We start from the raw sequence: 22313 nt of genomic DNA, 5'->3' as shown, positions 1-22313 counted from the left end.
GCCTGCGAACTAGCCTGAGGCGCTTTGAATGCTCTGAGCTGGGGCGTAAGGGGTGGGGCGGGCGGGGCTCGAACCCGCGACCAATGGATTATGAGTCCACGGCTCTAACCGACTGAGCTACCGCCCCATCTCGCGCGAGGCGAGCGGTTACGAATGCTACAACAATCACACAGCTGCGATGGTGACCGGGATGCCGTTCAGAACTGCGTTGGCCGAGACCGCGTCGACCTGCTGAGGGTCGGTGATGTCGTTGACGCTCGGACCCTTCACGGTCGATGCCACGGACAGTTCGACTCCCGCGCGCTGGTGGCCGAAGCCGTGGGGCATGCTGACCACTCCGGGCATCATGCGATCCGATGCGAGCACTTCGATGCTGACCGAGCCTGCTGCGGATGTGACCGACACGAGCGCCCCGTCGTCGATCCCTCGTGCGTGCAGGTCGTCGGGATGGGCGAGCAGCTGGTGCCGTGGCTTGCCCTTCGTCAGTCGAGCGGTGTTGTGCATCCAAGAATTGTTGCTACGTAGGTGCCGTCGGCCGATCATGAGCAACTGACCGTCCGCGGGCACGGACGCCGTCGTCAACATGTCGTGCACGGCAGGCAGATCGCCCACGACGACATCCTGAACCAGCTGAATGCGCTTGTCGCGGGTACGCAGTTTGGCCGGGAGCCCGGGCCTCAACGGGCCGAGGTCGGTGCCGTGAGGGGACTTGGACAAGGCCCGGACCGACAGTCCCTTCCTTCCGCTGCGCAGCAGTACATCCACCGTTCGACGCGGCGAGAGGCGTAGACGTGCCTCGGCCACAATCGATTTCGGTGACAGGCGTCGTCGAACACGATCCACCGGAGACTGTTCCAGCGCAGCTTGATACCGGATGCCCAGGTCGCGGAAAATCTCCCAGTCCGCCTTCGCGCCCGGTTTCTTCGGCAACACCGCGGGCATGAACTTGGCCGTGTTGCGTACCGCGAAGGTGGAGAAGATCAGATCGTAGTGATCGCGTTCCAACGACATCGTCGGAGGAAGGATCACGTCGGCGTGACGCGAGGTCTCGTTGATGTAGAAATCGAACGACACCATGAAGTCCAGATCGGCGAAGGCCCGGTCGAGAGTGTCGCCACCGGGCATCGACAGCACCGGGTTGCCGGAGAACACCGCCATTGCACGGATACGGCCGTCTCCGGGAGTCGTCATCTCGTCGACAAGTGTGGAACTGGGGAACTCACCTGCGAACTCGGGCAGGTCACGCACCCGTGAGCGCCATTTGTCGAAGTGGCCGCGCCCCACGATCTTCCGCTCCACCAGATCGATTGCGGGATCCGTCAGAAGCGCCCCGCCCACGCGGTCCAGGTTGCCGGTGACGATGTTGAGGACCTGAATTGCCCACTGACACACGGTCCCGAACTTCTGCGTGGACACGCCCATCCGTCCGTATGCGACGGCAGACTCGGCGCCGGCGAAACGGGTTGCCAGATCGTCGATGGCCTCAGCCGCCATGCCGACGACGGGAGCGACGGCTTCCGGTGTGAAATCTCGTACGAGAGAAGCGATCTCGGAAACTCCGTCGACGTAGTCGGCAACGCGGGTCGCGCCTGTCTCGAGAACGACGTTGACGAGTGCGAGCAGTAACAACGCGTCGGTGCCGGGACGTACGAAATGATGCTCGTCGGCGACGTCAGCAGTTTCGGTTCGACGCGGATCGACCACGACGAGTGTCCCCCCGCGGGCTTTCAAGTCTCGAACACGCTGCGCGAAATCCGGAACGGTCATCATCGATCCGTTCGACGCCATCGGGTTGCCCCCGAGAACCAGAAAGAAATCCGTCCGGTCGATGTCCGGGATGGGGAGTACGAGTTGATGCCCGTACATGAGGTGATTGACCAATTGGTGGGGGAGCTGATCCAGCGACGTCGCCGAGTACCTGTTGCGGGTCCGCAGCATCGCCGTGAACGGAATACCGTGGGTCATCGCGCCGAGACTGTGCACGTTCGGATTGCCCTGGTAGATCCCGACCGCGTTGGCGCCGTGATCCCGGCGCGTGGACACCAGGCCGTCGACGACGATGCGGTAGGCCTCGTCCCATTCGATTTCCTGCCACCCCGAATCGGTGCGGCGTACGGGCTTGATCAACCGGTCGGGATCGGCATGCAGGTCGATCAGCGACAATGCCTTCGGGCAGATATGACCGCGGGACAACGGGTCCTTCTTGTCACCGCGAATCGAGGTGACGGCGTTGTCTTCGACCGTGAACTCGAGACCGCACATCGCCTCGCACAGATTGCACGTCCCGAACTCGACCGTCATCTCGTTCTCCCATCGTCCCGGTCAGGCCCAGAACAGTCAGCCTGCCCCGGCCGAGCTTAACCTGAACGCGATACCCCACCGGGCGGTATCGTTCGTCCTGTCGGCGGACTTGTCGACCACCACATGCACTACACGTCTGGGGACCCTCATGGACTTTCGCACAGCAACGATCAGAGGTACAGCAGTCCTGGGCGCCGTCGCCGCAGGATCGCTGGTGTTCGGTTCGGTGGCCAGTGCTGCTCCCTCCGACACCATCGTCAACTCGCCGTGCTCGTTCTCGCAGATCGTGGCCGCGACGTACGCAGTGAGCCCGGAAGAAGGCGCAGCCCTGGCTTCGTCGCCGCTCTCGTCGTCCTTCGCCGCGTTCCTGGCCGCGCCGCCGTGGCAGCGTCAGATCTTCCTCTCGTCGCAGCCGGCCGTGGTCGATCGCGTCAACGCATTCTTCGGCGGTCCGGGCTCGGGATTCGTTCGCACCGTGTTCGACACCTGCACGCAGTACTGAGAGCGCAGTCAGGGACGGGCCGGCTGCACACTAGAGTTGCCCCCGTGCAGAGTCTGGACTTGATTGCAGGGTGGCCAGTGGACAATGCGTCGGCGACGGTGGTGTCCACGGCAGGGCCTCGGGAACACTACGGCGACCAGAACCGGGTCTACGAGTTGGCGTCGGTGACGAAGCTCCTGGTGGCGTACGCGGCATTGATCGCGCTCGAAGAAGAGGCCATCTCGCTGGATTTGCCTGCCGGTCCCACTGGCTCGACGGTGCGCCATTTACTCGCGCACACCTCCGGCCTCGCGTTCGCCGAGGAGAAGGTGCAAGCGGATCCGGGGACCAAGCGGATCTACTCCAGCGCGGGCTTCGAGGTTCTCGCGGACACCATCGCGGCCGAGACGTCGATCGCGTTCACGGACTACCTGGACGAGGCGGTGTTCCAGCCCCTGGGGATGACCGATTCGACGCTGCCGGGATCGCCCGGGCACGGCGCTCGGTCGTCGGCGCACGACCTCGAGGCGTTCGCTACCGAACTGCTCGCGCCGACGCTCGTGTCCGAGGGCACGCTCGACGCCGCAACGTCCGTCCAGTTCGACGGGCTGTCTGGAGTCCTGCCGGGATACGGCAATCAGAAACCCAACGACTGGGGACTCGGATTCGAGCTACGGGACGGCAAAACGCCGCACTGGACCGGGGCGGCGAACTCGCCACGAACGTTCGGACACTTCGGTCAGTCCGGAACGTTCCTGTGGGTGGACCCGGATGCAGGTCTGGCAACGGTGGTACTCACCGACCTTGCGTTCGGGGAGTGGGCCAAGCCGCTCTGGCCGGAGTTGTCCGACGAGATTCTGCACAACAACCCCCGCTAGTCCATCGCGACACGCCGGTGCACTGGCGCAACAGGGGTAACTCGGGGCACACTGGTACATGCACACGCGTGTACGAGACACATCGCAGCAGATCGAGGTCGTTGGGGAAGACGTCCCTCGTCGAAGCTGGAGGTGTTTCTAATGCGCGAGTCCAACCAATTCGCGGATGCGACGTCGGGTGTCGTGTACATCCACTCGTCGCCTGCCGCGTTGTGCCCGCACGTGGAATGGGCACTGTCCGACGCCCTCAACTGCAGGGCCAACCTGAAGTGGTCCGCGCAGCCGTCCTCGGACGGACAGCTGCGCGCGACGAGCAACTGGGTCGGCCCAGTCGGTACCGCCGCCTCACTCGCGGGGATTCTTCGTGCGTGGCAGATGCTGCGCTTCGAGGTGACCGAGGACCCGAGCGACGGCGTCGACGGTGAGCGATTCGCCCACGTTCCCGGACTGGGGCTGTGGCGTGGGACGACGAGCGCCAACGGCGACGTCATCCTCGGCGAGATGAGGCTCAAGTCGATGATCGACGGCAATTCCGGCAACCTTGCTGCCGAAATCGAACACGCCCTCGGCAGCAGCTGGGACGAGGCCCTCGAGCCCTATCGAACGGGCGGCGCAGGCGCCGAAGTGACCTGGTTGAGCCGTAATGCCGGCTGACCGACTCACCGCACCCGTCGTCGCACGTCCGGTAACGTGACGATCGTGTCCGAGGTGGGCATGTGGGTTGGTACGTGTGGCTGAGTAGTGAGACAGGGTGGTTGGGATGTTGTCGACCGGTAAGGTCATCCGATTCGACGAATTCAAGGGTTACGGATTCGTTGCTCCGGACGAGGGCGGCGAGGATGTGTTCATCCACGTCAACGATCTGGATTTCGACAAGCGCTTGCTGGCGCCCGGCGTGCGCGTCGAGTACGTCGTCGAGGAAGGCGACCGCGGCCTGAAGGCCGCCCAGGTTCAGATCATCGATTCGCCGAAGCCGGTAACTCGTGCAGCGGTTCCTGCGGTTGTCCCCAATGCGGAAACGACGGAGTACGACGACGTCGTGTGCGACGTTCTGTCGCTGCAGGAGTTCTCGGCCGAACTGACCGAAGGTCTGTTGCGTGCGAACCGCGGACTGACTTCCGAACAGATCCTCGACGTCCGTCAGGTCGTCATGCGAATCGCGCAGTCGCACAAGTGGCTCGAGGGCTGACCGAGTCGGTCGAACGAAAGACTGTGCCCCGGCGACCGAAGTCGCCGGGGCACAATGCTGTTCGCCCTGATCAGAGCGGAATGTTCTTGTGATCTCCGCGTAGTGCCGGTGCCGAGGACAGAGCCTTCGCGACGATGGAGCGTGTCTTCGCGGGATCGATGACCTCGTCCACGACGCCGATGGCTACCGCTCGATCGACACCGCCGGCAATGGCCTCGTGTTCGACCGTCAAACGGTCGTGCAGCGCGTCACGCTCGGTGTCGGGCGCAGCCGCGAGCGCCTTCTTGTGCAGAATGCCCACGGCCGCCTTGGCGCCCATGACCGCGACCTCCGATCCGGGCCACGCGTAGACCGCCGTCGCACCCAATGCTCGTGCGTTCATGGCGATGTAGGCCCCACCGTAGATCTTGCGGGTCACCAGCGTCACCCGAGCGACCTTCGCTTCGGCGAAGGCATGGAGAAGCTTCGCGCCCCGGCGTACGACGCCTTCCCATTCCATGCTCACACCCGGCAGGTAACCGGGAACGTCGACGATCACGACGAGCGGGATGCCGAAGGCGTCGCACAAGCGAACGAAACGTGCTGCCTTCTCGGCGCTTTCGGAGTTGAGGCACCCGCCCAGCCGGATCGGGTTGTTGGCGATCACGCCGACGGTACGTCCACTGAGACGACCGAGGCCGACGACGATGCTGCGGGCCCATCCGCCTTGAAATTCCTCGAAGGTCGACTCACCCTCGACGTTGTCCAGAAGCTCGTCGATGATCGGATGTACGTCGTAGGCACGACGATTCGACTCGGGCATCAGTGCGCGAAGATCGGTGTCACCGTGTTCGGCTGCCGCGATGTCGAAGGTGCCCTGCTCACTGAACATCGATACGAGCCGGCGTGCGCGGGTCAGTGCATCCAGTTCGTCGTCGGCGACGATGTGGCACACGCCCGACTTCTTGAAGTGGGTGTCCGGGCCGCCGAGCGACGCCATGTCGACCTGCTCGCCGGTGACGCTGCGAACGACGTCGGGACCGGTGACGAACACGCGCCCCTCGGGAGCCATGATGACGACGTCGGTCAACGCTGGACCGTACGCGGCGCCACCGGCTGCGAAACCGAGAACGACGGAAATCTGTGGGACGAGGCCGGAAGCGCGGACCATCGCCTCGAACACGAGGCCGACGGCGTGCAGCGCTTCGACGCCCTCGGCAAGGCGGGCACCGCCGGAATGCCAGATTCCGACGATCGGCGCGCGGCGTTCGATGGCGACGTCGATGGCGTCGACGATGTGTGCGCAACCGTCGACACCCATAGCGCCACCCATGACCGTGGCGTCGGAGCAGTAGGCGATCGTGTGGACGCCGTCGATATCGCCTGCAGCGGCGAGAAGACCCGACTTGTCACGATCGTGCAGAGGAGTCATCGTCCCGGCGTCGAACAGCTTCTCGAGGCGGGTAACGGGATCGCGGGGGTCGGTGGACTGACCTGAGCGAGTGGCGGGGGACAGGATGGTCATCGCGTTCTCCTTCTACATGCCCCTCGCACGGTCGAAGGGGCGATCCCCGGACGGGAGCGAGAGTCCGCTCCCGCCCGGGTGCTACGACGGTGTCGAGCCGGTTCAGGCCCGACCGAAGGCGAGCGCGACGTTGTGCCCACCGAATCCGAACGAGTTGTTGATCGCGTAATCGATTTCGAGGCTGCGGGCTTCGCCCTTGACCACGTCGAGATCGATTTCCGGATCCTGGTTATCCAGGTTCAGCGTGGGAGGAATGATTCCCTCGCGGACCGAGAGAACGGTCAGCACCGATTCGAGGGCGCCGACAGCGCCGATCGAGTGTCCGAGAGCGGACTTCGGCGCGTACACCGCTGCATGGGTACCGACTGCCTTGTTGATCGCGAGCGCTTCGGCGGTGTCACCGATAGGTGTTGCCGTTGCGTGCGCGTTCACGTGCTTGATGTCGGACTTCTGCAGACCAGCGTTCTCGATTGCCCGCTGCATGGCACGAGCAGCACCCTTGCCCTCCGGGTCGGGTGCCACGAGGTGGAAACCGTCCGAAGTGATGCCTGCGCCGAGCAGCCGGGCGTGAATCGTCGCTCCACGAGCCTTGGCGTGCTCCTCGGTCTCGATGACCATGAGTGCGCCTGCCTCGCCGAAGACGAATCCGTCGCGATCCTTGTCGAACGGTCGCGACGCGCCCTTGGGGTTGTCGTTGTTGGTGCTCATCGCTCGCATCATGGAGAAACTCGCGATCGGCACCGCGTCGATGTATCCCTCGACGCCACCGGTGACCACCATGTCGGCGTCACCCATGACGATCATCCGCCACGCATGCGCGATGGCTTCCGATCCGGAGGAGCATGCCGACACAGGCGTGATGACGCCTGCCTGTGCCTTCAGCTCCAGGCCGACGACCGCTGCGGGTCCGTTCGGCATGACCATCTGAACCGCGAGGGGAGAGACCTTGCGGTAGCCGCCCGACTTCATCTTGTCGTTCGCGTCGATGAGGGAGTCACCGCCGCCCAGCCCGGTGCCGATCGACACTCCGAGACGGAGCGGATCGACCTCGGGGCTGCCGGCGTTCTTCCACACCTCGCGACCGAGAACCGTGGACAACTGCTCCACGTAGCTCAGCCTGCGGCATTCGACTCGGCTCAGAAGCGTCGCCGGGTTCACCGCGAGGTGTCCGCCGATGCGAACGGGAAGGTCGTACTCGGCGACGAAATCGTCTTCGAGCACTCCGATTCCGCTCTCGCCGTTCAGTAGACCCTTCCACGTTGCGTCCACATCACCGGCGATGGACGTGGTCGCAGCGAGGCTGGTGACGACGACACTCGGGAAGCGTCCGTTGTTGGTGGATGGGTTGGTCACGGTCCGACTCACTCGCTCGCGGAGTCGTCGAGCTTGGCCTTGATTGCCTCTGCGGCTTCCGGGTTCTCCGCTTCGAGCTTCTGGATGTACGACACTGCGTCACCGACGGTGCGAAGACCGGCGAGGTCCTCGTCGGGGATCTTCACGCCGTACTTGTCCTCGGTCTGCACTGCGATCTCGACCATGGACAGGGAGTCGATGTCGAGGTCGTCCACGAAGGACTTGTCGATGGTCACCTCGGAGGGCTCGATACCCGTGACCTCCTCGATGATCTCTGCAAGTCCGGCGATGAGGTCTTCCTGGCTGGCCACTTGAGTGGCTCCCTTCTTGTTGGTGTCTATCTTTTTCGGGTCGGCACGCCGTGAATCGGCATACCGAAGTCATGGGTGCGCACTCGTGCGTTCATCGAGCGAGTGCGCGGCGAGGCTGCCTGTCATCGGCGGCCGCGGGTGCGGTCAGATCAGGTCCGCCAGTTTGGCGATGTCCTCGGGTGTCTTGAGGCCCAGGTTCGGTGTGCCCTTCAGTTCGCGCTTGGCGATACCGACGAGCGTTCCGGCCGGCGGCAACTCTGCCACAGCCGTGACGGCGGCGTCACGCATCGTTGCGGTGCAGAGGTCCCACCGCACAGGCTTGGTGACCTGTGCTGCGAGCTTGGTGAGTGCGTCCGCACCGTTGGTGACCGCCTTGCCGTCGGAATTCGACAGCAGGGTGCGGACCGGGTCGGACGGGGTGATCGCGGCAGCAGCAGCGGCGACCGCTTCCTGCGCGGGCGCCATGAAGCGGGTGTGGAAAGCACCGGCCACGGGGAGCGAGCGGACCCGTGCCTTCTCCGGCGGATTGGCAGCCAATTCCTCCAGCGCGCTGTGCAACCCGGCTGCAACGATCTGCCCGGCAGCATTGATGTTGGCGGGTTCGAGTCCCAGCTCCTCCAGGCGAGCGAGCACAGCGGCCTCGTCTCCACCGAGCACAGCGGACATGCCCGTCGGCTCCAGAGCGCACGCCTTGGCCATCTCGGACCCACGTACGGCAGCGAGGGTGACGGCTTCGTCGGCGGAGATGACGCCGGCGACGGCGGCGGCTGCGAGCTCACCCACGGAGTGTCCGGCGATGAGCGCGTCCTGCGGGAGCAGGTCCTGGCCGGCGATCTCCTCGAACGCGAGAAGAGCAGCCGCGACGACGAGCGGCTGGGTCACCGACGTGTCGGTGATCTCCTCGGCCGTCGCGGTGGTACCGAGCCGTGCCAGGTCGAGTCCGGACGCCTTGGACCACAAGGCCACGCGGTCGGCGGCCCCGGGTAGTTCGAGCCATGGCAGAAGCATGCCGGGTGTCTGGGAGCCCTGACCGGGCGCAAGCAACGCAATCACATCGTTAAGAGAACACCGTGACTACCCGTTTGGGAGATGTCGCTCTCGATGAACTCTTACCGCCCAATTTGTAGGGTCCCAACAAATGCTCGGCCGGAGTCGCGACATCGCCACGGTCCGTGTTCGCGTTACGTGACGATTTCCCCGAATGTGACGTGTGGGATTTGTGGGGCTGGATAGTGCGGTTCGTGATGGGTTTGAGTCAGTCTGCCCACCGTTGCCGCGACTCGAAGCACGTACGCATCCCTCGGAGTCGTGGGATCGCGGCCCGTGACTTCTGTGATTTTCTTCAAGCGATACCGCACCGTATTTGGATGAACAAACAGCAAACGTGCACAAGTCTCGACAGCGCCCCCGCTGTCGAGGTAGGCGTCCAATGTGTCGGCAAGGCCAGGGCCCGCGCTCGACAGCGGGTGCACGATGAGGTCGTTCAGCGCGCTGATGGCAGCCGAGTCACCCAACAGTGCGCGCTCCGGCAGAAGCTCGCCTGCGTGTACCGGACGGGGCGCACCGCGCCACCCCGCAACCGCCTGCATGCCGGCGAACGCCTCCACCGCGCTGGAATGCGCGGCGCCCAGAGTCCTCGTCGTGGGCCCGATGACGACCGGGCCGTCGGAGAAGTTCTCCAACATGTCCGCCAGAAACGCCGCGCTCGCGGAGTCGTCCACGAGCTGGCCGCTGACCACCATCACCAACCGAGTGCCCTGCACCACCGCCAACGCCGCACGACCGTGCTTCTGCGCGACGGCGTGAACGGTGCCGACGACCGACACCCCTTGATCGTCCGGTGGAGTACCGACCAGGACCGTCGCCGGAGCAGTCGCGTCCCAGTTGAGCGTCGCGGCACGCGAGAGCATGTCCGAGCCCGTGTCGCCCCGCACCACGGCGTCGACGACGAGGGCTTCCAGGCGCGTGTCCCATGCGCCTCTGGACTCGGCGGCGCTCGCATACACCGACGCCGCGGCGAAACCGAGCTCGCGTCCGTACCGCAGGACAGCCTCCGTCAGCGCGACGAGCTGCTGATCGTTTCGAGCCAACGCAGGAAGCCACTGCTCGAAGAACTCCATCGCGACCCGCACCATGTCCACCGTCTGGCGAAGCGTCAACCGTCGGGCCAGATCCTGCGGGATGACCTGGAACGCGTCGAGACTGAAGCGGATGTCGCTCTGCGGATTCTTCAGCCACTCCAGGAAGTTGTCCACCGCCGTCTGAATCAGCAGCTGCACACTCGCACGCTGGGCAGCGTCGAGACCGCCGAAGAACGGCAGCTGATCCTGCATCGCGGTCACGGCCTCGGTGGAAAGCCGTCCCGAGAACTGCTTCACGCGCCGCAGCAACGCGTCGGGAAGGGGGTCGCGCTTCTGGCGGGCCGACGTCAACGCCGTCACCGGCAGATGCACCTCGTTGTCGGTGATGTATTCCTCCCCGGCGGCGGATGCCGTTCTGTCGCCGACTCCGGGCGGTGTGTCACCGGCGCCGGTCGGCGTTCTGTCTGCGACCACAGGAAAAACCTACGCCCGTCCACTCGTCCGCGGGGAAGCGGTACGAATGGACGGGCGCACTGGTGGTCTCCGGTCGGTCGTTACGCCGAGCCGGTGTCCGCGAACGACGTGGGAGCCGCCGTCACGTCGTCGATCTTGTACTTCTCTGCAGCCTCGACAGCCTTGGACTTGTCGATCTCACCCGAGGCCGCGAGGGCGGACAACGTCGCAACGACAATCGACTCGGCGTCGACGTTGAACACCCGTCGAGCCGCGGGACGCGTGTCCGAGAATCCGAATCCGTCGGTGCCCAGGGTGACGTAGTCGCCCGGAACCCACTGCCGGATCTGGTCCGGAACGGCCCGCATCCAATCCGACGCCGCGACGACCGGTCCGGCAGCATTCTGCAGAGCTGTCGTCACGAACGGGACGCGCTTGTCCGCGCCGGGATTGCGAAGTGCTTCCTGCTCGGCTTCGACACCGTCGCGGCGGAGCTCGCCCCACGACGTCACCGACCAGACCGCCGACCGGACGCCCCACTCGTCGAGCAGAAGCTCACGAGCCTTGCGCGCCGACACGAGACCCACGCCCGACGCGAGGAGCTGTGCCTCGGGTCCGTCGCCGTCCTGCGGAGCCTCGAACCGGTAGATGCCCTTCAAGAGGCCCTCGACGTCGAGGTTCTCCGGCTCGGCCGGCTGCACGTACGGCTCGTTGTAGAGGGTGATGTAGTAGAAGATGTTCTCGCCGCCGAAGCCGTCCACACCTTCGGTGCCGCCGTACATCCGTCGCAGACCGTCCTTGACGATGTGCGCGATCTCGAAAGAGAACGCCGGATCGTAGGCGACCGCGGCCGGGTTGGTCGAAGCCAACAGCAGCGAGTGACCGTCCGCGTGCTGCAGACCCTCACCGGTGAGCGTCGTACGTCCCGCAGTGGCGCCGAGGACGAAGCCGCGTGCCATCTGGTCCGCCGCCGCCCACAGGCCGTCACCGGTCCGCTGGAAGCCGAACATCGAGTAGAAGATGTACAGCGGGATCATGACCTCGCCGTGCGTCGCGTACGACGTTCCGACTGCCGTGAACGACGACGTCGAGCCGGCCTCGTTGATGCCCTCGTGCAGGATCTGACCGACCGAGCTCTCCTTGTACGCGAGCATCAGTTCCGAGTCGACCGACGTGTACAGCTGGCCGTTGCGGTTGTAGATCTTCAGCGACGGGAACCAGGAGTCCATACCGAACGTGCGCGCCTCGTCCGGGATGATCGGCACGATCCGGTGGCCGATCTCCTTGTCACGCAGCAGCTCCTTCATGACGCGCACGAGGGCCATCGTGGTGGCGACTTCCTGCTTGCCGGAGCCCTTGAGCAGCGTCTTGTAGGTGGCATCGCCCGGCTGCGGAAGCGGCTTGGGGCTGACCCGACGCTCCGGGACGAACCCGCCGAGCTTGTTGCGGCGATCGAGCATGTACTGGATCTCGGGAGCATCCGCACCGGGGTGGTAGTACGGCGGCATGTAGGGATCCTTCTCGAGCTCCTCGTCGGAGATCGGGATGTGCTGCAGATCGCGGAAGGTCTTGAGGTCGTCGAGCGTCAGCTTCTTCATCTGGTGCGTGGCGTTACGACCCTCGAAGTGCTTGCCGAGCGTGTAGCCCTTGATGGTGTGCGCCAGGATGACCGTCGGCTGGCCCTTGTGTGCCATCGCAGCGGCGTACGCAGCGTGGACCTTGCGGTAGTCGTGACCACCGCGCTTGAGGTTCCAGATGTCGCCGTCGGACAAGTCCTTGACGAGCTCCTTGGTCCGCGGGTCGCGGCCGAAGAAGTGATCGCGCACGTAGCCACCGTCGTTGGCCTTGTACGTCTGGAAGTCGCCGTCCGGCGTCGTGTTCATCAGGTTGACCAGGGCGCCGTCGCGGTCAGCGTGCAGCAGTGCATCCCACTCGCGGCCCCAGACGACCTTGATGACGTTCCAGCCTGCGCCGCGGAAGAACGACTCCAGTTCCTGGATGATCTTGCCGTTACCGCGGACCGGGCCGTCGAGGCGCTGCAGGTTGCAGTTGACCACGAACGTGAGGTTGTCCAAGCCCTCGGTCGCGGCGACGTGAGCGAGGCCGCGCGATTCCGGCTCGTCCATCTCGCCGTCGCCCAGGAATGCCCAGACGTGCTGGTCCGAGGTGTCCTTGATGCCGCGGTCGTTCAAGTAGTGATTGAAACGCGCCTGGTAGATGGCGTTCATCGGACCGAGGCCCATCGACACCGTCGGGAACTCCCAGAAGTCCTGCATCAGACGCGGATGCGGGTAGGACGGCAAGCCGCCGCCCTGCGTCTCGTGGCTTGCTTCCTGACGAAATCCGTCCATGCGCTCGGCCGGAATGCGACCTTCGAGGAACGCACGGGCGTAGATGCCGGGGGAGGCGTGGCCCTGGATGAAGATGTGGTCGCCGCCGCCGGGGTGGTCCTTGCCGCGGAAGAAGTGGTTGAAGCCGACCTCGTACAGGGCGGCCGAGGACGCGTAGGTCGAGATGTGGCCGCCGACGCCGACGCCGGGGCGCTGAGCGCGGTGCACCATGATCGCGGCGTTCCAGCGGATCCACGCGCGGTAGCGGCGCTCGACCTCTTCGTCGCCGGGGAACCATGGCTCGTTCTCGGTGGGGATGGTGTTGACGTAGTCGGTCGAAGTCAAGGACGGCAGCGCAACACGGCGTTCTCCTGCGCGCTCGAGCAGCCGCAGCATCAGGTAGCGCGCGCGGTTCGGTCCCGACCGTTCGAGAAGGCCGTCGAACGATTCGATCCATTCGTTGGTCTCGTCATTGTCGATGTCGGGCAGATACGAGGCGACACCCTCCCGGATGACGCGTACCCGACCCTCCGAGCCGGTGGGCCCGCTCGTCTTGCCTGCAGATTGTGTGCTCTGCCGATCGTCCTGGTTCAACTCGGACAACGTGTGTACTCCTCCATGTGGCGGTCGCTCGGTGCGGCGGCCGGTCCATGCAACTCGCGCTCTGTGACGGCGAGCTACTTCTCGGTTTCTCGGTGACTCTGCTCAATCCTCCTACATATGTTTCACCGGCGTAGTACGGAGTCCCAATACCCACCAGTAGAAATTTATGTACGCAATTTCGGCGCGGTCAGCTTGCGCGAACGGGAGAAACACTGTTCGCTTGCACTACTTCACCCACTATGCAAGGAGGTCACCACCGTGGTCGCCGCGGCGGACGCTCAGAACTACGCTCAGAAACTTGGAATCACCCGCGACTTGGTCGTTCAGGAGCTGGGCTGGGACGAGGACACAGACGACGATCTGCGGGCCGACGTAGAGGACACCATCGGCGGTGAAACCCTCGACGAGGACTCCGACGAAGTCATCGACGTGGTGCTGCTGTGGTGGCGCGACGGCGACGGTGATCTGGTCGATGCACTGATGGACGCCATCGGTCCGTTGTCCGACGACGGATTCGTCTGGGTCCTCAGCCCCAAGACCGGCCTCCCCGGCCACGTCGAGCCCAGCGAGATCGCCGAGTCCGCCCCCACGGCGGGACTGACTCAGACGTCGGCCGCCAACCTCGGTGACTGGATCGGCAGCAGGTTGGTGCAGCCGAAGACTCGCGCGGTCAAGCGCTAACGATCCGTCGACAAGGAAGTTTGATTCCATGCCACTCGAGGTGGGCGCGGAGGCGCCGGACTTCACCCTCAAGGATCAGAACAATCAGGACGTCACGTTGTCCTCGTACCGAGGCGACAAGAACGTGCTGCTCGTGTTCTATCCACTCGCCTTCACCGGCACGTGCCAGGGCGAGCTGTGCAAGGTTCGCGACGAACTGCCCAAGTTCGAGAACGACGACACCGCGATCCTTGCCATCTCGGTCGGTCCACCGCCGACGCACAAGATCTGGGCAGCAGAACAGGGGTACACATTTCCCCTGCTGTCCGACTTCTGGCCACACGGTTCCGTCGCACAGGCCTACGGGGTGTTCAACGACAAAGCAGGCTTCGCCAACCGCGGAACCTTCGTCATCGACACCGACGGCATCATTCGCTTCGCCGAGATGAAAGAGCCCGGCGAAGCGCGTGACCAGACCGCTTGGGAGACAGCCCTCGGCACAGTCCGTACGTGAGTGGAAATGTAGGCGATAGCCGACATTTCCACTCACGTGGGCTGACCTGCGGAATTGTAGATTCCCGGCGGACAGGATAAGTTTTTCTCCGTGTTCCGGTGGCCTCGGTCATCGGAATCCGGGCGTATAGCTCAGCGGTAGAGCTCTGGTTTTACACACCAGCGGTCGGGGGTTCGAACCCCTCTGCGCCCACCACACATTTCGTCGATCGTCTGGGTTCGGCGACGCAAGCTCGTCGCGATAGCAGCAAGGTCAGTGCAAACAGTCGGCCTCCGCGGGTAACCACGAGACAGTCCGAGTTCCTAACGTTCTGGTGCATGAAATGGTTTCTTCCGCCAGCCGTCGGATCGGTGTTGCGACGGTCGGCACTCTATTCGACGCTCGGTGTCGGCTGTGCAGCCGCGGCGGGTCTGGCGACCGTTGCTGCGTTGACGAGCATGGTCTGGCTGCTCCGAAATCCGACGCAGTGGAGCGCCTCTGTAGTCGCCGCATTCCTCGTGACGGGTGCGGGATTGTCTGCAGCGTCGTCGTGGTTCTCGCACTGCGCCGAGGCAAGATTCGCAGCAACCTTGCGACGACGGCTCGCTCGGCATCTCGTTCGGTTACCGTCACGAACGCTTGCGCGATACGACGGAGATCGCCTCCGCCGACTGGTGTCCGACGATGTCACTGCACTGCATCACCTCGTTGCGCATGCGCCGTCCGAAACAGCGACGCTGATCGTGGTTCCAGTCGCCTCCGTTTTCGCGCTCGTATCCATCGCCGGGCCGACAGCGGTTCTGGTGCTGTTGCCCGGAGTCGCTGCGGCGCTTTTCTATTCGACCGTGGTCGCGAAGCTCGGCCACCGCCACAGCGCCGAGCAGGGGCGTGTCATGGCGCAGATAACCACCGCAGTCGACGACTACGCCCGCGGCATCTCCGTGCACCGCATCTACGGTGCCAGCGGCGGTGCTGCCGCCGAATACGCTGTCGCTACAGTTCAATTCACCCGCGGGATGGTCGGATGGGTGTCCAAGGTCGCGACGCCGGCCGCGCTCGCGTCAGCGCTCCTGCAGGCCACAGTGACATATGCCGTTGCCTACGCAGTCGGGTTCGGCAGCGGCACCGAAGTGTTGGCCGCGCTGCTCCTCTTCGGGCTTGCCGCCGTGACGCCGGCACTGCGACTCGAACACGGATTGGATTACATCTGGGCCGGCCGAGCCGCCGGTGGACGGCTCGCAGACCTCCTCGACGAGACCCCGTTGCCATCCGGTGCAACCTGGGACGACCAGCGAACCGGCGGAGCCCTACGGGCGCAGGGAATCACGGTGAACTCGGGGGAGCGTGCCGTCCTCGGCGGCCTGACGCACACGTTCGAGCAGTCCGCTGTGACTGCCGTAGTCGGTCCGAGCGGCTCGGGAAAATCGACTCTGCTCCGTGTTCTCGCTGGGTTCGACGTCCAGGATGCAGGCTCGGTCACTGTTGGAGGAGTCGACGTGTGGAAGTTGATTCAACAGTTCCGACACCGATCTGTCTTCTACGTTCCGCAGGGCACGGATGTCCTGCAGACCTCGGTGCGCACCGATCTGCGGCTGACCGCCCCCGACGCTCCGGACGGGTGCTTGCTCGGGGCTCTGGCGTCCGCCCAGTTGAACGTCGATCTCGACACCGCGGCGCACGAACTGTCCGGCGGTGAACGGCAACGTCTTCGTCTCGCACACGCGTTCCTGACCAGCGCCCAGGTCATTCTGTTGGACGAACCGACCAGTGCGCTCGACGGGGTGACCGCCAGGGCGGTGTTCGCGAGCATTCGGAATCTGGCTCACCGAGAAGGGAAAACAATAGTGTTGGTCACGCACGACCTCGCCTTGGCCGACCATGCCGACGATCGCGTCGACCTCGGTGCTCGACAGGTGGTGTCCGAATGAGAACCGACTCGTCGCCGACGATCAGACGGCGCCTCCTCGCTGCCGGTGGAGGCTGGATTCTCGTCGCAGTGGGCGAGGCCGCTGCCTACTCCCTTCTGGCCGCGGCCATCGTGCATGACTGGTCTCCTCGGACGGTGATCATCTCGGCAATGGCGTCGACCGCACTCACCATCGCCATGACCCGTGCGGGTTATCTGACCGGGGCGCGCCTCGCCGGCGACCTCTACAGCCGTGTGGGTACCGCTCTGGCCAGGGCGAAGTTGTCCTGGTTCACCGACGGCAACCGAGCGCTCGTGTCGACGGTCGCCAGTCGATCTATCCCGACTTTGATGGCCGTCCCTGCACATCAGATGCAGACCTACATCGTCGCGCCGCTGGTTCCACCGTTGCTGATGCTCGGCGTCGGCGTGGTCCTCGGGTGGACGACAGCGGTGTTCGTCGTCAGCTTGTTGGCTGTCGCGTTCGTGGTGCAGGCGTTTGCGCAGCGATGGCTCGCTGCCGTCGATGCAGTTCGGCATCGAGCGCACTCCACGGCCGCTGCTTCCGTGCTGACCCTGATCGATCATCTCGAGATTCTGCGCTCCACTGCGGGCCCGACGGGTGCCGTCGCCGGCCTCGAGCAGTCCTGGCTCGAACAGGAGACCGCGACGAACGCGACAACGACCGCAGCCGCACGAGCCTCGTTCGTGTCCGCGCTCGCTACCGCGTTGCCTACGATCGGCGTCGCGATGTACCTCGTCGTCGTCGACGCCGGGGCCGTCGGATCTCTTGCAGCGATACTGTTGACCCTCCGCGCGTCCGCACCGATCGACTCACTGGCGGCGGCGGGTGTCGGAACAAGTGACCTACGCAGCACCGTTGCTGACTATCGATCGGTGGTCTCGGCACCTTCGCTTCCGGAACCGGTCGTGGCAGACCACCCGCGTCCGACCGGTCACTCGTTGGACATCGTGAACGTGACGGTGGCACCCGGTACGAATCCGGTGACCATGTCGGTACCGGAGGGGACTCGTGTCGTGGTGCGCGGCCGTTCTGGAACGGGCAAGAGCACGCTGCTCGGTCTGATGATGCGCTTCGACGATCCGCGGTCCGGTTCGATCACACTCGGAGGCGTGCATCTAGGGGACATGGCTTTTCACACTCTTGCTCAGTCGTTCGCCTACGTGTCGCAGAACACGGTGGTGTTCACCGGGACGTTGGCGTCGAACATTCGTCTCGCTCGACCCGAGGCGTCGGATGCCGAAGTGGAACGCGCAGCACGAATGGCGATGTTGTCGGACGTGATAGACCGGTGTGACAACGGAATTCATCAATTCGTCGGGAACGCAGGCGGCGCGTTGTCGGGTGGGGAGCGACAGCGTGTCGACATCGCGCGAGCGTTGCTCGCGGATGCCGACGTGCTCGTCCTCGACGAGGCGACGTCCGCGCTGGACGGCGCGACAGAGGCCGCAGTGGCAGATGCGTTGATCGCAAAAAGGTGCAGTCTCGTTGTCGTAACGCACGGAAGCAGCCGTATATGGCGACCCGACGCGGTGGTCGACCTGACGCGGAGCGGTGAGGAGACGGCCTCCGCGTCAGGCCGATAGAAGATTTCGAGTCAGACTGCGGCGGACACCAGCGGGAGTATGTGGTCTGCGGCCCATGCGTTCCCGATGGGTCCGCCGCTCGTCACTGCCCACAACACATCGCCACCGTCCGGAGTGAGCGGTGGTACCTGGGCGAAGTGACCAGTCGACACCGACTGCAGCGTGTTGAACAGCGGACTCTCGACCAACTGCTGGTATTCGGCGTCAGAACTCGCGCTGCTGCGGCCGAGGATCAAGACGTCCGCGTCGATCGAGCTCATCAGTTCGTCGCTGACTTGTCGGACTGCCTCGAAAGGCTTGGCCAGCGGATTGGGTGCGAAACCGAGCTCGAGCAAGAAGGATTCGGGCGCAGACTCCGGTTGCGAGAAGTACTGCAGACCGGTTCCTGTGCCGTACCAGATTGCCCACGTCGCAGTCCGTCCCGCGAACTGCGGATTCTGCTCGCGCACGGTCTCGAAGCGTGCTTCGTGCTCGTCGATCACCGCGGCGGCGGCACCGGGTAGATCCAACGCCTCTCCGAGGTCCACGATGGATTCCTGCCACGGAATCATCACCGATGACGACGCTTCAGCGTTCGTGAGAACGGGTGCGATCTCCGAGAGTTGGTTGTAGTAGCCGGCCAAGTCGGCGCCACCCAGCCCCGCGTTCCATCCCACGGTCACGATCAGATCGGGTTCGGAGGCAGCCACGGCCTCGACGGGGAGGCTACCGCCGACGGTGAAAGGGTATGTCGTCAGGTCAGTGGCGCCGTACGCGTCGAGATATGCCGACGAGTCGCTGATCATCGACGACGCCAAGACCGGGGTCACGCCGAGGGCGAGTAGTAGCTCCGCGTCGATCGCATTCGGGACGACCGCAGCGATGCGGGTGGGCCGGTGTTCGAGAATCGTTGATCCCCAGGGGGATTCCAAAGTGACTGGGTACTGGGTGTGTCCCTCGGCGGGAGGCATGGACGCGGGCAGACCGACCGGAACGGAATCGGGGGTGCCGCCGGAACACGATGTGAGCACGATGATCGCGGCGAGCGCGACGGCTGCCACCGTCGATCCATGGCGTAGGGCGCGTGAGCGCGACATTGTTCTTCTTTCGATCAGTGGGGTCGGTGACGTAGAGCAAGGCGAGTAAGGCTATCCTTGGTCGCACGGGTCGAGTCGCCGCGAAGTGCCAATTTCTTGCACTCGGCGGACACCGGAGCAACAGGAGCGGCATTGACGAACTACCCGGTGATCCGCGTCGACGCCTCGATACCGCCTGTCGTCACCCACGTCTTCACGACTGCGCGCGAGGCCGTTCTCTTCTGGGTTCTGTCGGGCGAGGCCGACGTGCACGTCGGAGGGCGTGTTCTGACTCTCGCTGCGGCCGAGGCGGTTCTGGTCCCCCCTGGACACAGATTCAAGCTCGACGTGGGGGCACACTCGATCGTCTTTCCGATTGCCGTACCGCGTGACGAGGTGCCTGCCATCGAGAACGTGGTTCGACTGAGTGTCCGAGAGACGTGGCATGACTGGTTGGTTCACAGGTTCGCGAGATCTCTCGGATACATGCGAGGTGTGAGAACGACACCCGACGGCCTCACGGAACTTCTCTCGGGCGCCGCTTCCGCTCACGAAGCCGCCAACACTGTCGGCGCGCCACCGATGCCGACGTCGGCTGAGGCATTCGCCGTCGCGAAACGATTCGTCGACTCACCGGAACACGACGCGGACCTCGCCGAGCTGGCTCGCTCCGTTCACGTCGGAACCAGGACGCTGCAACGACAATTCGTCGACGAAACCGGGTTGTCCTTGTCGCACTGGCGAGCCGCGGCACGTATTGCCGTGTCGGTCGAGCATCTCGCGTCGGGGCGCGACATCGGGTGGGTAGCGAATCGGGTGGGCTTCGCGACGGCTGGAGGGTTCACCCGGGCGTTTCGGCGTCACACCGGTCTCGCTCCGAGCGTGTTCGTCCGGTCTCGGGCCACGGACGGAAAGTTGTGCTCGACGTCGCTCGCTACCGACGTCACCATGTCTCCGGCCCCTGACGTACCCGGCGGTGAGACGTGGCCGCGGGTCAACGACTTTCACGTTCTCGTCTGGGTGTACCGGGGGAGGGCGCGCTTCACGGTCGGGGGGAGGGTGGTCACGCTGCGCCGAGGAGACGCGATTGTCCTGCCGGCAGGTGTGCGCAACCGAATCGACACCGAACCCGGTTCGCTCGTGCTTCCGCTCGGGTCGAGGGACAGCCGAGTGCCGGACGCAGGGCGTCGATTCGACGCTGTTGTGCACTTTCCCCTCGAATCCGAGAGCTACCTTCTCCACACAGTCGTGGCCAACTACAGCCGGGTTCGTCCCGTCATGCACGACGAGCACAGACTGATCGATCTCGCGTGCAGATCCGCAGAGCCCGCGCTCGTGGGCGCCGCGCAGGACCGGATTCGAGGCGTGGTGAACACGATCGTCGCCTCCGTGCACGAGAAACCGTCCGAAGACAAGCACCTGTGCGAGTGGGCACAGGATGCCGGCATCGACGCACGGGCATTACATGACTGTTTCGTGCAGACCGTCGGGCAGACTTTTCCGCGTTGGCGGTCGCACGTTCGAATGACTCTGGCGCGCCGATATCTCGGTGAGGGCCGCACCGCCGGCGAGATCGCACGCCTGCTCGGGTATGCGCACTCGTCGGGCTTCACGAAGGTGTTCCACGAGACCCAGGGCATGACGCCGACCGAATATCGCAGGTACGGGTGGCGAGAATCCCGCGAAAGTGTGGTCCTGGCCTAGACGTCAGTCCGTCGGCTTCGTTGTTCCGGCGATGCGGTCCGCCAGACGCGCGCCCTCTTCGATGAAACGGCGACGCCCCAGCGTCGTGAAGGATCGGTCGTCGGACAGGAACGCCGACGCGAAAATCTCGATCTCGGAGATCGTCGCCACCGCGATGACTCCTGCTTCTGCAGCCGGCACTTTCCCTCTGACCTTCTTCGCGGCTGCCGCCAGGGCGGGAATCAGAACGAGCGCGTTCTCGCGCCGAATCGCCTCCACTTGCTGGCTGGCGCCGCGGGAGGCGACGAAATACACCGTTGCGGCTGTTCGGTTGTCGCCGAGCCACTTCACGAACGGCGCGACGAGTGCTCCCATTTGCCGCTCGGGAATCACGACCTCCGTTGCGATGCGTTCCACTTCGTTCACGTAGTCGGCGGCGAACTCCCGCAGGCCCTCCAGGAGAATTTCCTCACGCGAAGGGTAGTGGTAGTAGATGGCCGCAGATGTCATGTCGGCGGCGGCCGCGATGTCGGCGACAGTGATCGAATCAGCGGGTCGGGCGGCGAACAGTTCGAAAGCGGTGGAGACTATGACGCCCCGCCGCGACGGACGGTGAGCGGGCCGCTTGACTGTTGCCGACATTCGATCTCCTCTGTAACGGGGTCATGCAACACTAGTGCTTCGGCGAACGAGAGGTGAGACTTCCAGGTGAGCGAGAAGGGGGCGGGCGTCGGCATGGGCAAGAAATCACCGCACAGGCCATCGAGGCGGCACGAGATCGTGTCGGCGGCAATCAAAGTCTTCGCAGCAAAGAGCTTCTCGGACGCGAGTATTCAGGACGTCGCGATCGAAGCGGACGTCGTTCCATCGGCCGTCTACTACCACTTCGCGGGCAAGGACGAGCTGTTCGAGCTGGCCATGCGGCAGGTGCTCGACATGGTCGACGCCGTCGTAGCCCAGGTTCGTGCCCAGGAGGGCGATGACGATCCGTCGCTCGAGGCCGTGATCCTCGCCGTGTGGAAATGGGTCGAGTCGCATCCCGACGAGTCACGCCTGTTGCACTACCACCTGCCCGGTGCCACGGCTGAGGCGTCGGTGCTACGACGGGAGTTCGAGGAAGCTCACGTACAACGCGCGTTCGAGTACCTGCCGCCGAGCCCCGCACCACTCAGCCGCCGCGCTGCCGCGAGTCAGCATGCCACGCATACCTTGTCCACTCGGACGCTCATCGAACTGCTGATGATCGTGCACGCCCTCCGCATGGACGAAGGTCCGTTGAGCAAGCACGCATCCAAGAGTTTGAGCCGCGCCGTGGTGACGGTCGGCCAACGCATCATCGTCGGCGCGGGGGCGGCTGACGACTCCTGAGGTGCAGGCGCTCGCACCGAACGTGCTCGTTTTCCAGTGCTGCCGTCGCGGTACCG

General features: G+C 64.6%; 19 protein-coding genes and 2 tRNA genes. 11 read left to right on the top strand and 10 right to left on the bottom strand.

The window, feature by feature from the left end; translation table 11 throughout:
- Window positions 1–53: 53 nt before the first annotated feature.
- Both ACFULT_RS20605 and ACFULT_RS20600 read right to left on the bottom strand, forming a co-directional pair.
- Window positions 54–127, bottom strand: a tRNA-Ile gene (locus ACFULT_RS20605).
- Between the two features lie 38 nt (window positions 128–165).
- Window positions 166–2301 carry a molybdopterin-dependent oxidoreductase gene (locus tag ACFULT_RS20600; protein WP_378482266.1) on the bottom strand — a complete coding sequence of 712 codons (2136 nt, stop codon included), beginning with the start codon at window positions 2299–2301 and terminating at the stop codon, window positions 166–168.
- Window positions 2302–2449: 148 nt separating this feature from the next.
- Here ACFULT_RS20600 and ACFULT_RS20595 point away from each other — a divergent pair, with 148 nt between their 5' ends.
- The 4 genes from ACFULT_RS20595 to ACFULT_RS20580 all read left to right on the top strand — a co-directional run bounded on the left by ACFULT_RS20595 (window position 2450) and on the right by ACFULT_RS20580 (window position 4849).
- Window positions 2450–2803, top strand: coding sequence for a hemophore-related protein (locus ACFULT_RS20595; protein WP_019667437.1), 354 nt, complete (start codon window positions 2450–2452; stop codon window positions 2801–2803).
- Between the two features lie 44 nt (window positions 2804–2847).
- Window positions 2848–3660: a serine hydrolase gene (locus tag ACFULT_RS20590; RefSeq protein ID WP_037110922.1), complete on the top strand. Its 813-nt coding sequence runs from the start codon at window positions 2848–2850 to the stop codon at window positions 3658–3660.
- A 141-nt stretch (window positions 3661–3801) separates the two neighbouring features.
- Complete coding sequence (locus ACFULT_RS20585) at window positions 3802–4314, top strand: DUF3145 domain-containing protein (RefSeq protein ID WP_019667435.1); 513 nt, start codon at window positions 3802–3804, stop codon at window positions 4312–4314.
- A 106-nt stretch (window positions 4315–4420) separates the two neighbouring features.
- Window positions 4421–4849: a cold-shock protein gene (locus ACFULT_RS20580; protein WP_378482265.1), complete on the top strand. Its 429-nt coding sequence runs from the start codon at window positions 4421–4423 to the stop codon at window positions 4847–4849.
- Window positions 4850–4919: 70 nt separating this feature from the next.
- Here ACFULT_RS20580 and ACFULT_RS20575 read toward each other — a convergent pair whose 3' ends face one another.
- The 6 genes from ACFULT_RS20575 to aceE form a co-directional block, all read right to left on the bottom strand.
- The gene (locus ACFULT_RS20575; protein WP_037110925.1) at window positions 4920–6353 is read right to left on the bottom strand and encodes an acyl-CoA carboxylase subunit beta; all 1434 of its coding nucleotides are present in this window, start codon (window positions 6351–6353) and stop codon (window positions 4920–4922) included.
- Window positions 6354–6455: 102 nt separating this feature from the next.
- The gene (locus ACFULT_RS20570; RefSeq protein ID WP_026348190.1) at window positions 6456–7706 is read right to left on the bottom strand and encodes a KasA/KasB family beta-ketoacyl-ACP synthase; all 1251 of its coding nucleotides are present in this window, start codon (window positions 7704–7706) and stop codon (window positions 6456–6458) included.
- Between the two features lie 8 nt (window positions 7707–7714).
- On the bottom strand, window positions 7715–8017 hold the full coding sequence (acpM, locus tag ACFULT_RS20565) for a meromycolate extension acyl carrier protein AcpM (RefSeq protein ID WP_019667431.1): 303 nt from the start codon (window positions 8015–8017) through the stop codon (window positions 7715–7717).
- Between the two features lie 144 nt (window positions 8018–8161).
- Complete coding sequence (locus ACFULT_RS20560) at window positions 8162–9070, bottom strand: ACP S-malonyltransferase (RefSeq protein ID WP_020111582.1); 909 nt, start codon at window positions 9068–9070, stop codon at window positions 8162–8164.
- Between the two features lie 128 nt (window positions 9071–9198).
- On the bottom strand, window positions 9199–10485 hold the full coding sequence (locus tag ACFULT_RS20555) for a PucR family transcriptional regulator (RefSeq protein WP_371828068.1): 1287 nt from the start codon (window positions 10483–10485) through the stop codon (window positions 9199–9201).
- Between the two features lie 167 nt (window positions 10486–10652).
- Window positions 10653–13475 (bottom strand): pyruvate dehydrogenase (acetyl-transferring), homodimeric type, encoded by a 2823-nt coding sequence (gene aceE / locus ACFULT_RS20550; RefSeq protein WP_255122948.1) that lies wholly within the window; start codon window positions 13473–13475, stop codon window positions 10653–10655.
- Between the two features lie 267 nt (window positions 13476–13742).
- Here aceE and ACFULT_RS20545 point away from each other — a divergent pair, with 267 nt between their 5' ends.
- The 5 genes from ACFULT_RS20545 to ACFULT_RS20525 all read left to right on the top strand — a co-directional run bounded on the left by ACFULT_RS20545 (window position 13743) and on the right by ACFULT_RS20525 (window position 18151).
- A complete protein-coding gene (locus ACFULT_RS20545; RefSeq protein ID WP_026348189.1) occupies window positions 13743–14165 on the top strand; it encodes a DUF3052 domain-containing protein in 423 nt (140 codons plus the stop codon).
- Between the two features lie 28 nt (window positions 14166–14193).
- Window positions 14194–14658, top strand: a complete 465-nt coding sequence (locus tag ACFULT_RS20540) for a peroxiredoxin (protein ID WP_037110928.1) — start codon at window positions 14194–14196, stop codon at window positions 14656–14658.
- 120 nt (window positions 14659–14778) lie between these two features.
- Window positions 14779–14853 (top strand) — tRNA-Val (locus ACFULT_RS20535).
- A gap of 122 nt (window positions 14854–14975) precedes the next feature.
- Window positions 14976–16565: an ATP-binding cassette domain-containing protein gene (locus tag ACFULT_RS20530; RefSeq protein ID WP_378482264.1), complete on the top strand. Its 1590-nt coding sequence runs from the start codon at window positions 14976–14978 to the stop codon at window positions 16563–16565.
- On the top strand, window positions 16562–18151 hold the full coding sequence (locus ACFULT_RS20525; RefSeq protein WP_094721400.1) for an ABC transporter ATP-binding protein: 1590 nt from the start codon (window positions 16562–16564) through the stop codon (window positions 18149–18151). Before ACFULT_RS20530 ends, ACFULT_RS20525 begins: the two co-directional genes overlap by 4 nt.
- An 11-nt stretch (window positions 18152–18162) precedes the next feature.
- On the opposite strand, the gene ACFULT_RS20520 is transcribed toward ACFULT_RS20525, so the two are convergent.
- Window positions 18163–19227 carry an ABC transporter substrate-binding protein gene (locus tag ACFULT_RS20520; protein WP_094721401.1) on the bottom strand — a complete coding sequence of 355 codons (1065 nt, stop codon included), beginning with the start codon at window positions 19225–19227 and terminating at the stop codon, window positions 18163–18165.
- A gap of 132 nt (window positions 19228–19359) precedes the next feature.
- Here ACFULT_RS20520 and ACFULT_RS20515 point away from each other — a divergent pair, with 132 nt between their 5' ends.
- A complete protein-coding gene (locus ACFULT_RS20515) occupies window positions 19360–20910 on the top strand; it encodes a helix-turn-helix domain-containing protein (protein WP_378482263.1) in 1551 nt (516 codons plus the stop codon).
- Window positions 20911–20913: 3 nt separating this feature from the next.
- Here ACFULT_RS20515 and ACFULT_RS20510 read toward each other — a convergent pair whose 3' ends face one another.
- Window positions 20914–21531 (bottom strand): TetR/AcrR family transcriptional regulator, encoded by a 618-nt coding sequence (locus ACFULT_RS20510; protein WP_094721404.1) that lies wholly within the window; start codon window positions 21529–21531, stop codon window positions 20914–20916.
- 66 nt (window positions 21532–21597) lie between these two features.
- On the opposite strand from ACFULT_RS20510, the gene ACFULT_RS20505 reads away from it, so the two are divergent.
- On the top strand, window positions 21598–22257 hold the full coding sequence (locus ACFULT_RS20505) for a TetR/AcrR family transcriptional regulator (protein ID WP_378482262.1): 660 nt from the start codon (window positions 21598–21600) through the stop codon (window positions 22255–22257).
- The last annotated feature ends 56 nt before the right edge of the window (window positions 22258–22313 follow it).

The sequence above is a fragment of the Rhodococcus sp. NPDC057297 genome (assembly GCF_042667435.1).
Classification (GTDB): domain Bacteria; phylum Actinomycetota; class Actinomycetes; order Mycobacteriales; family Mycobacteriaceae; genus Rhodococcoides.
The sequence above is the reverse complement of the archived record's forward strand: the minus strand, read 5'-3'. Positions and strand labels throughout refer to the sequence as shown.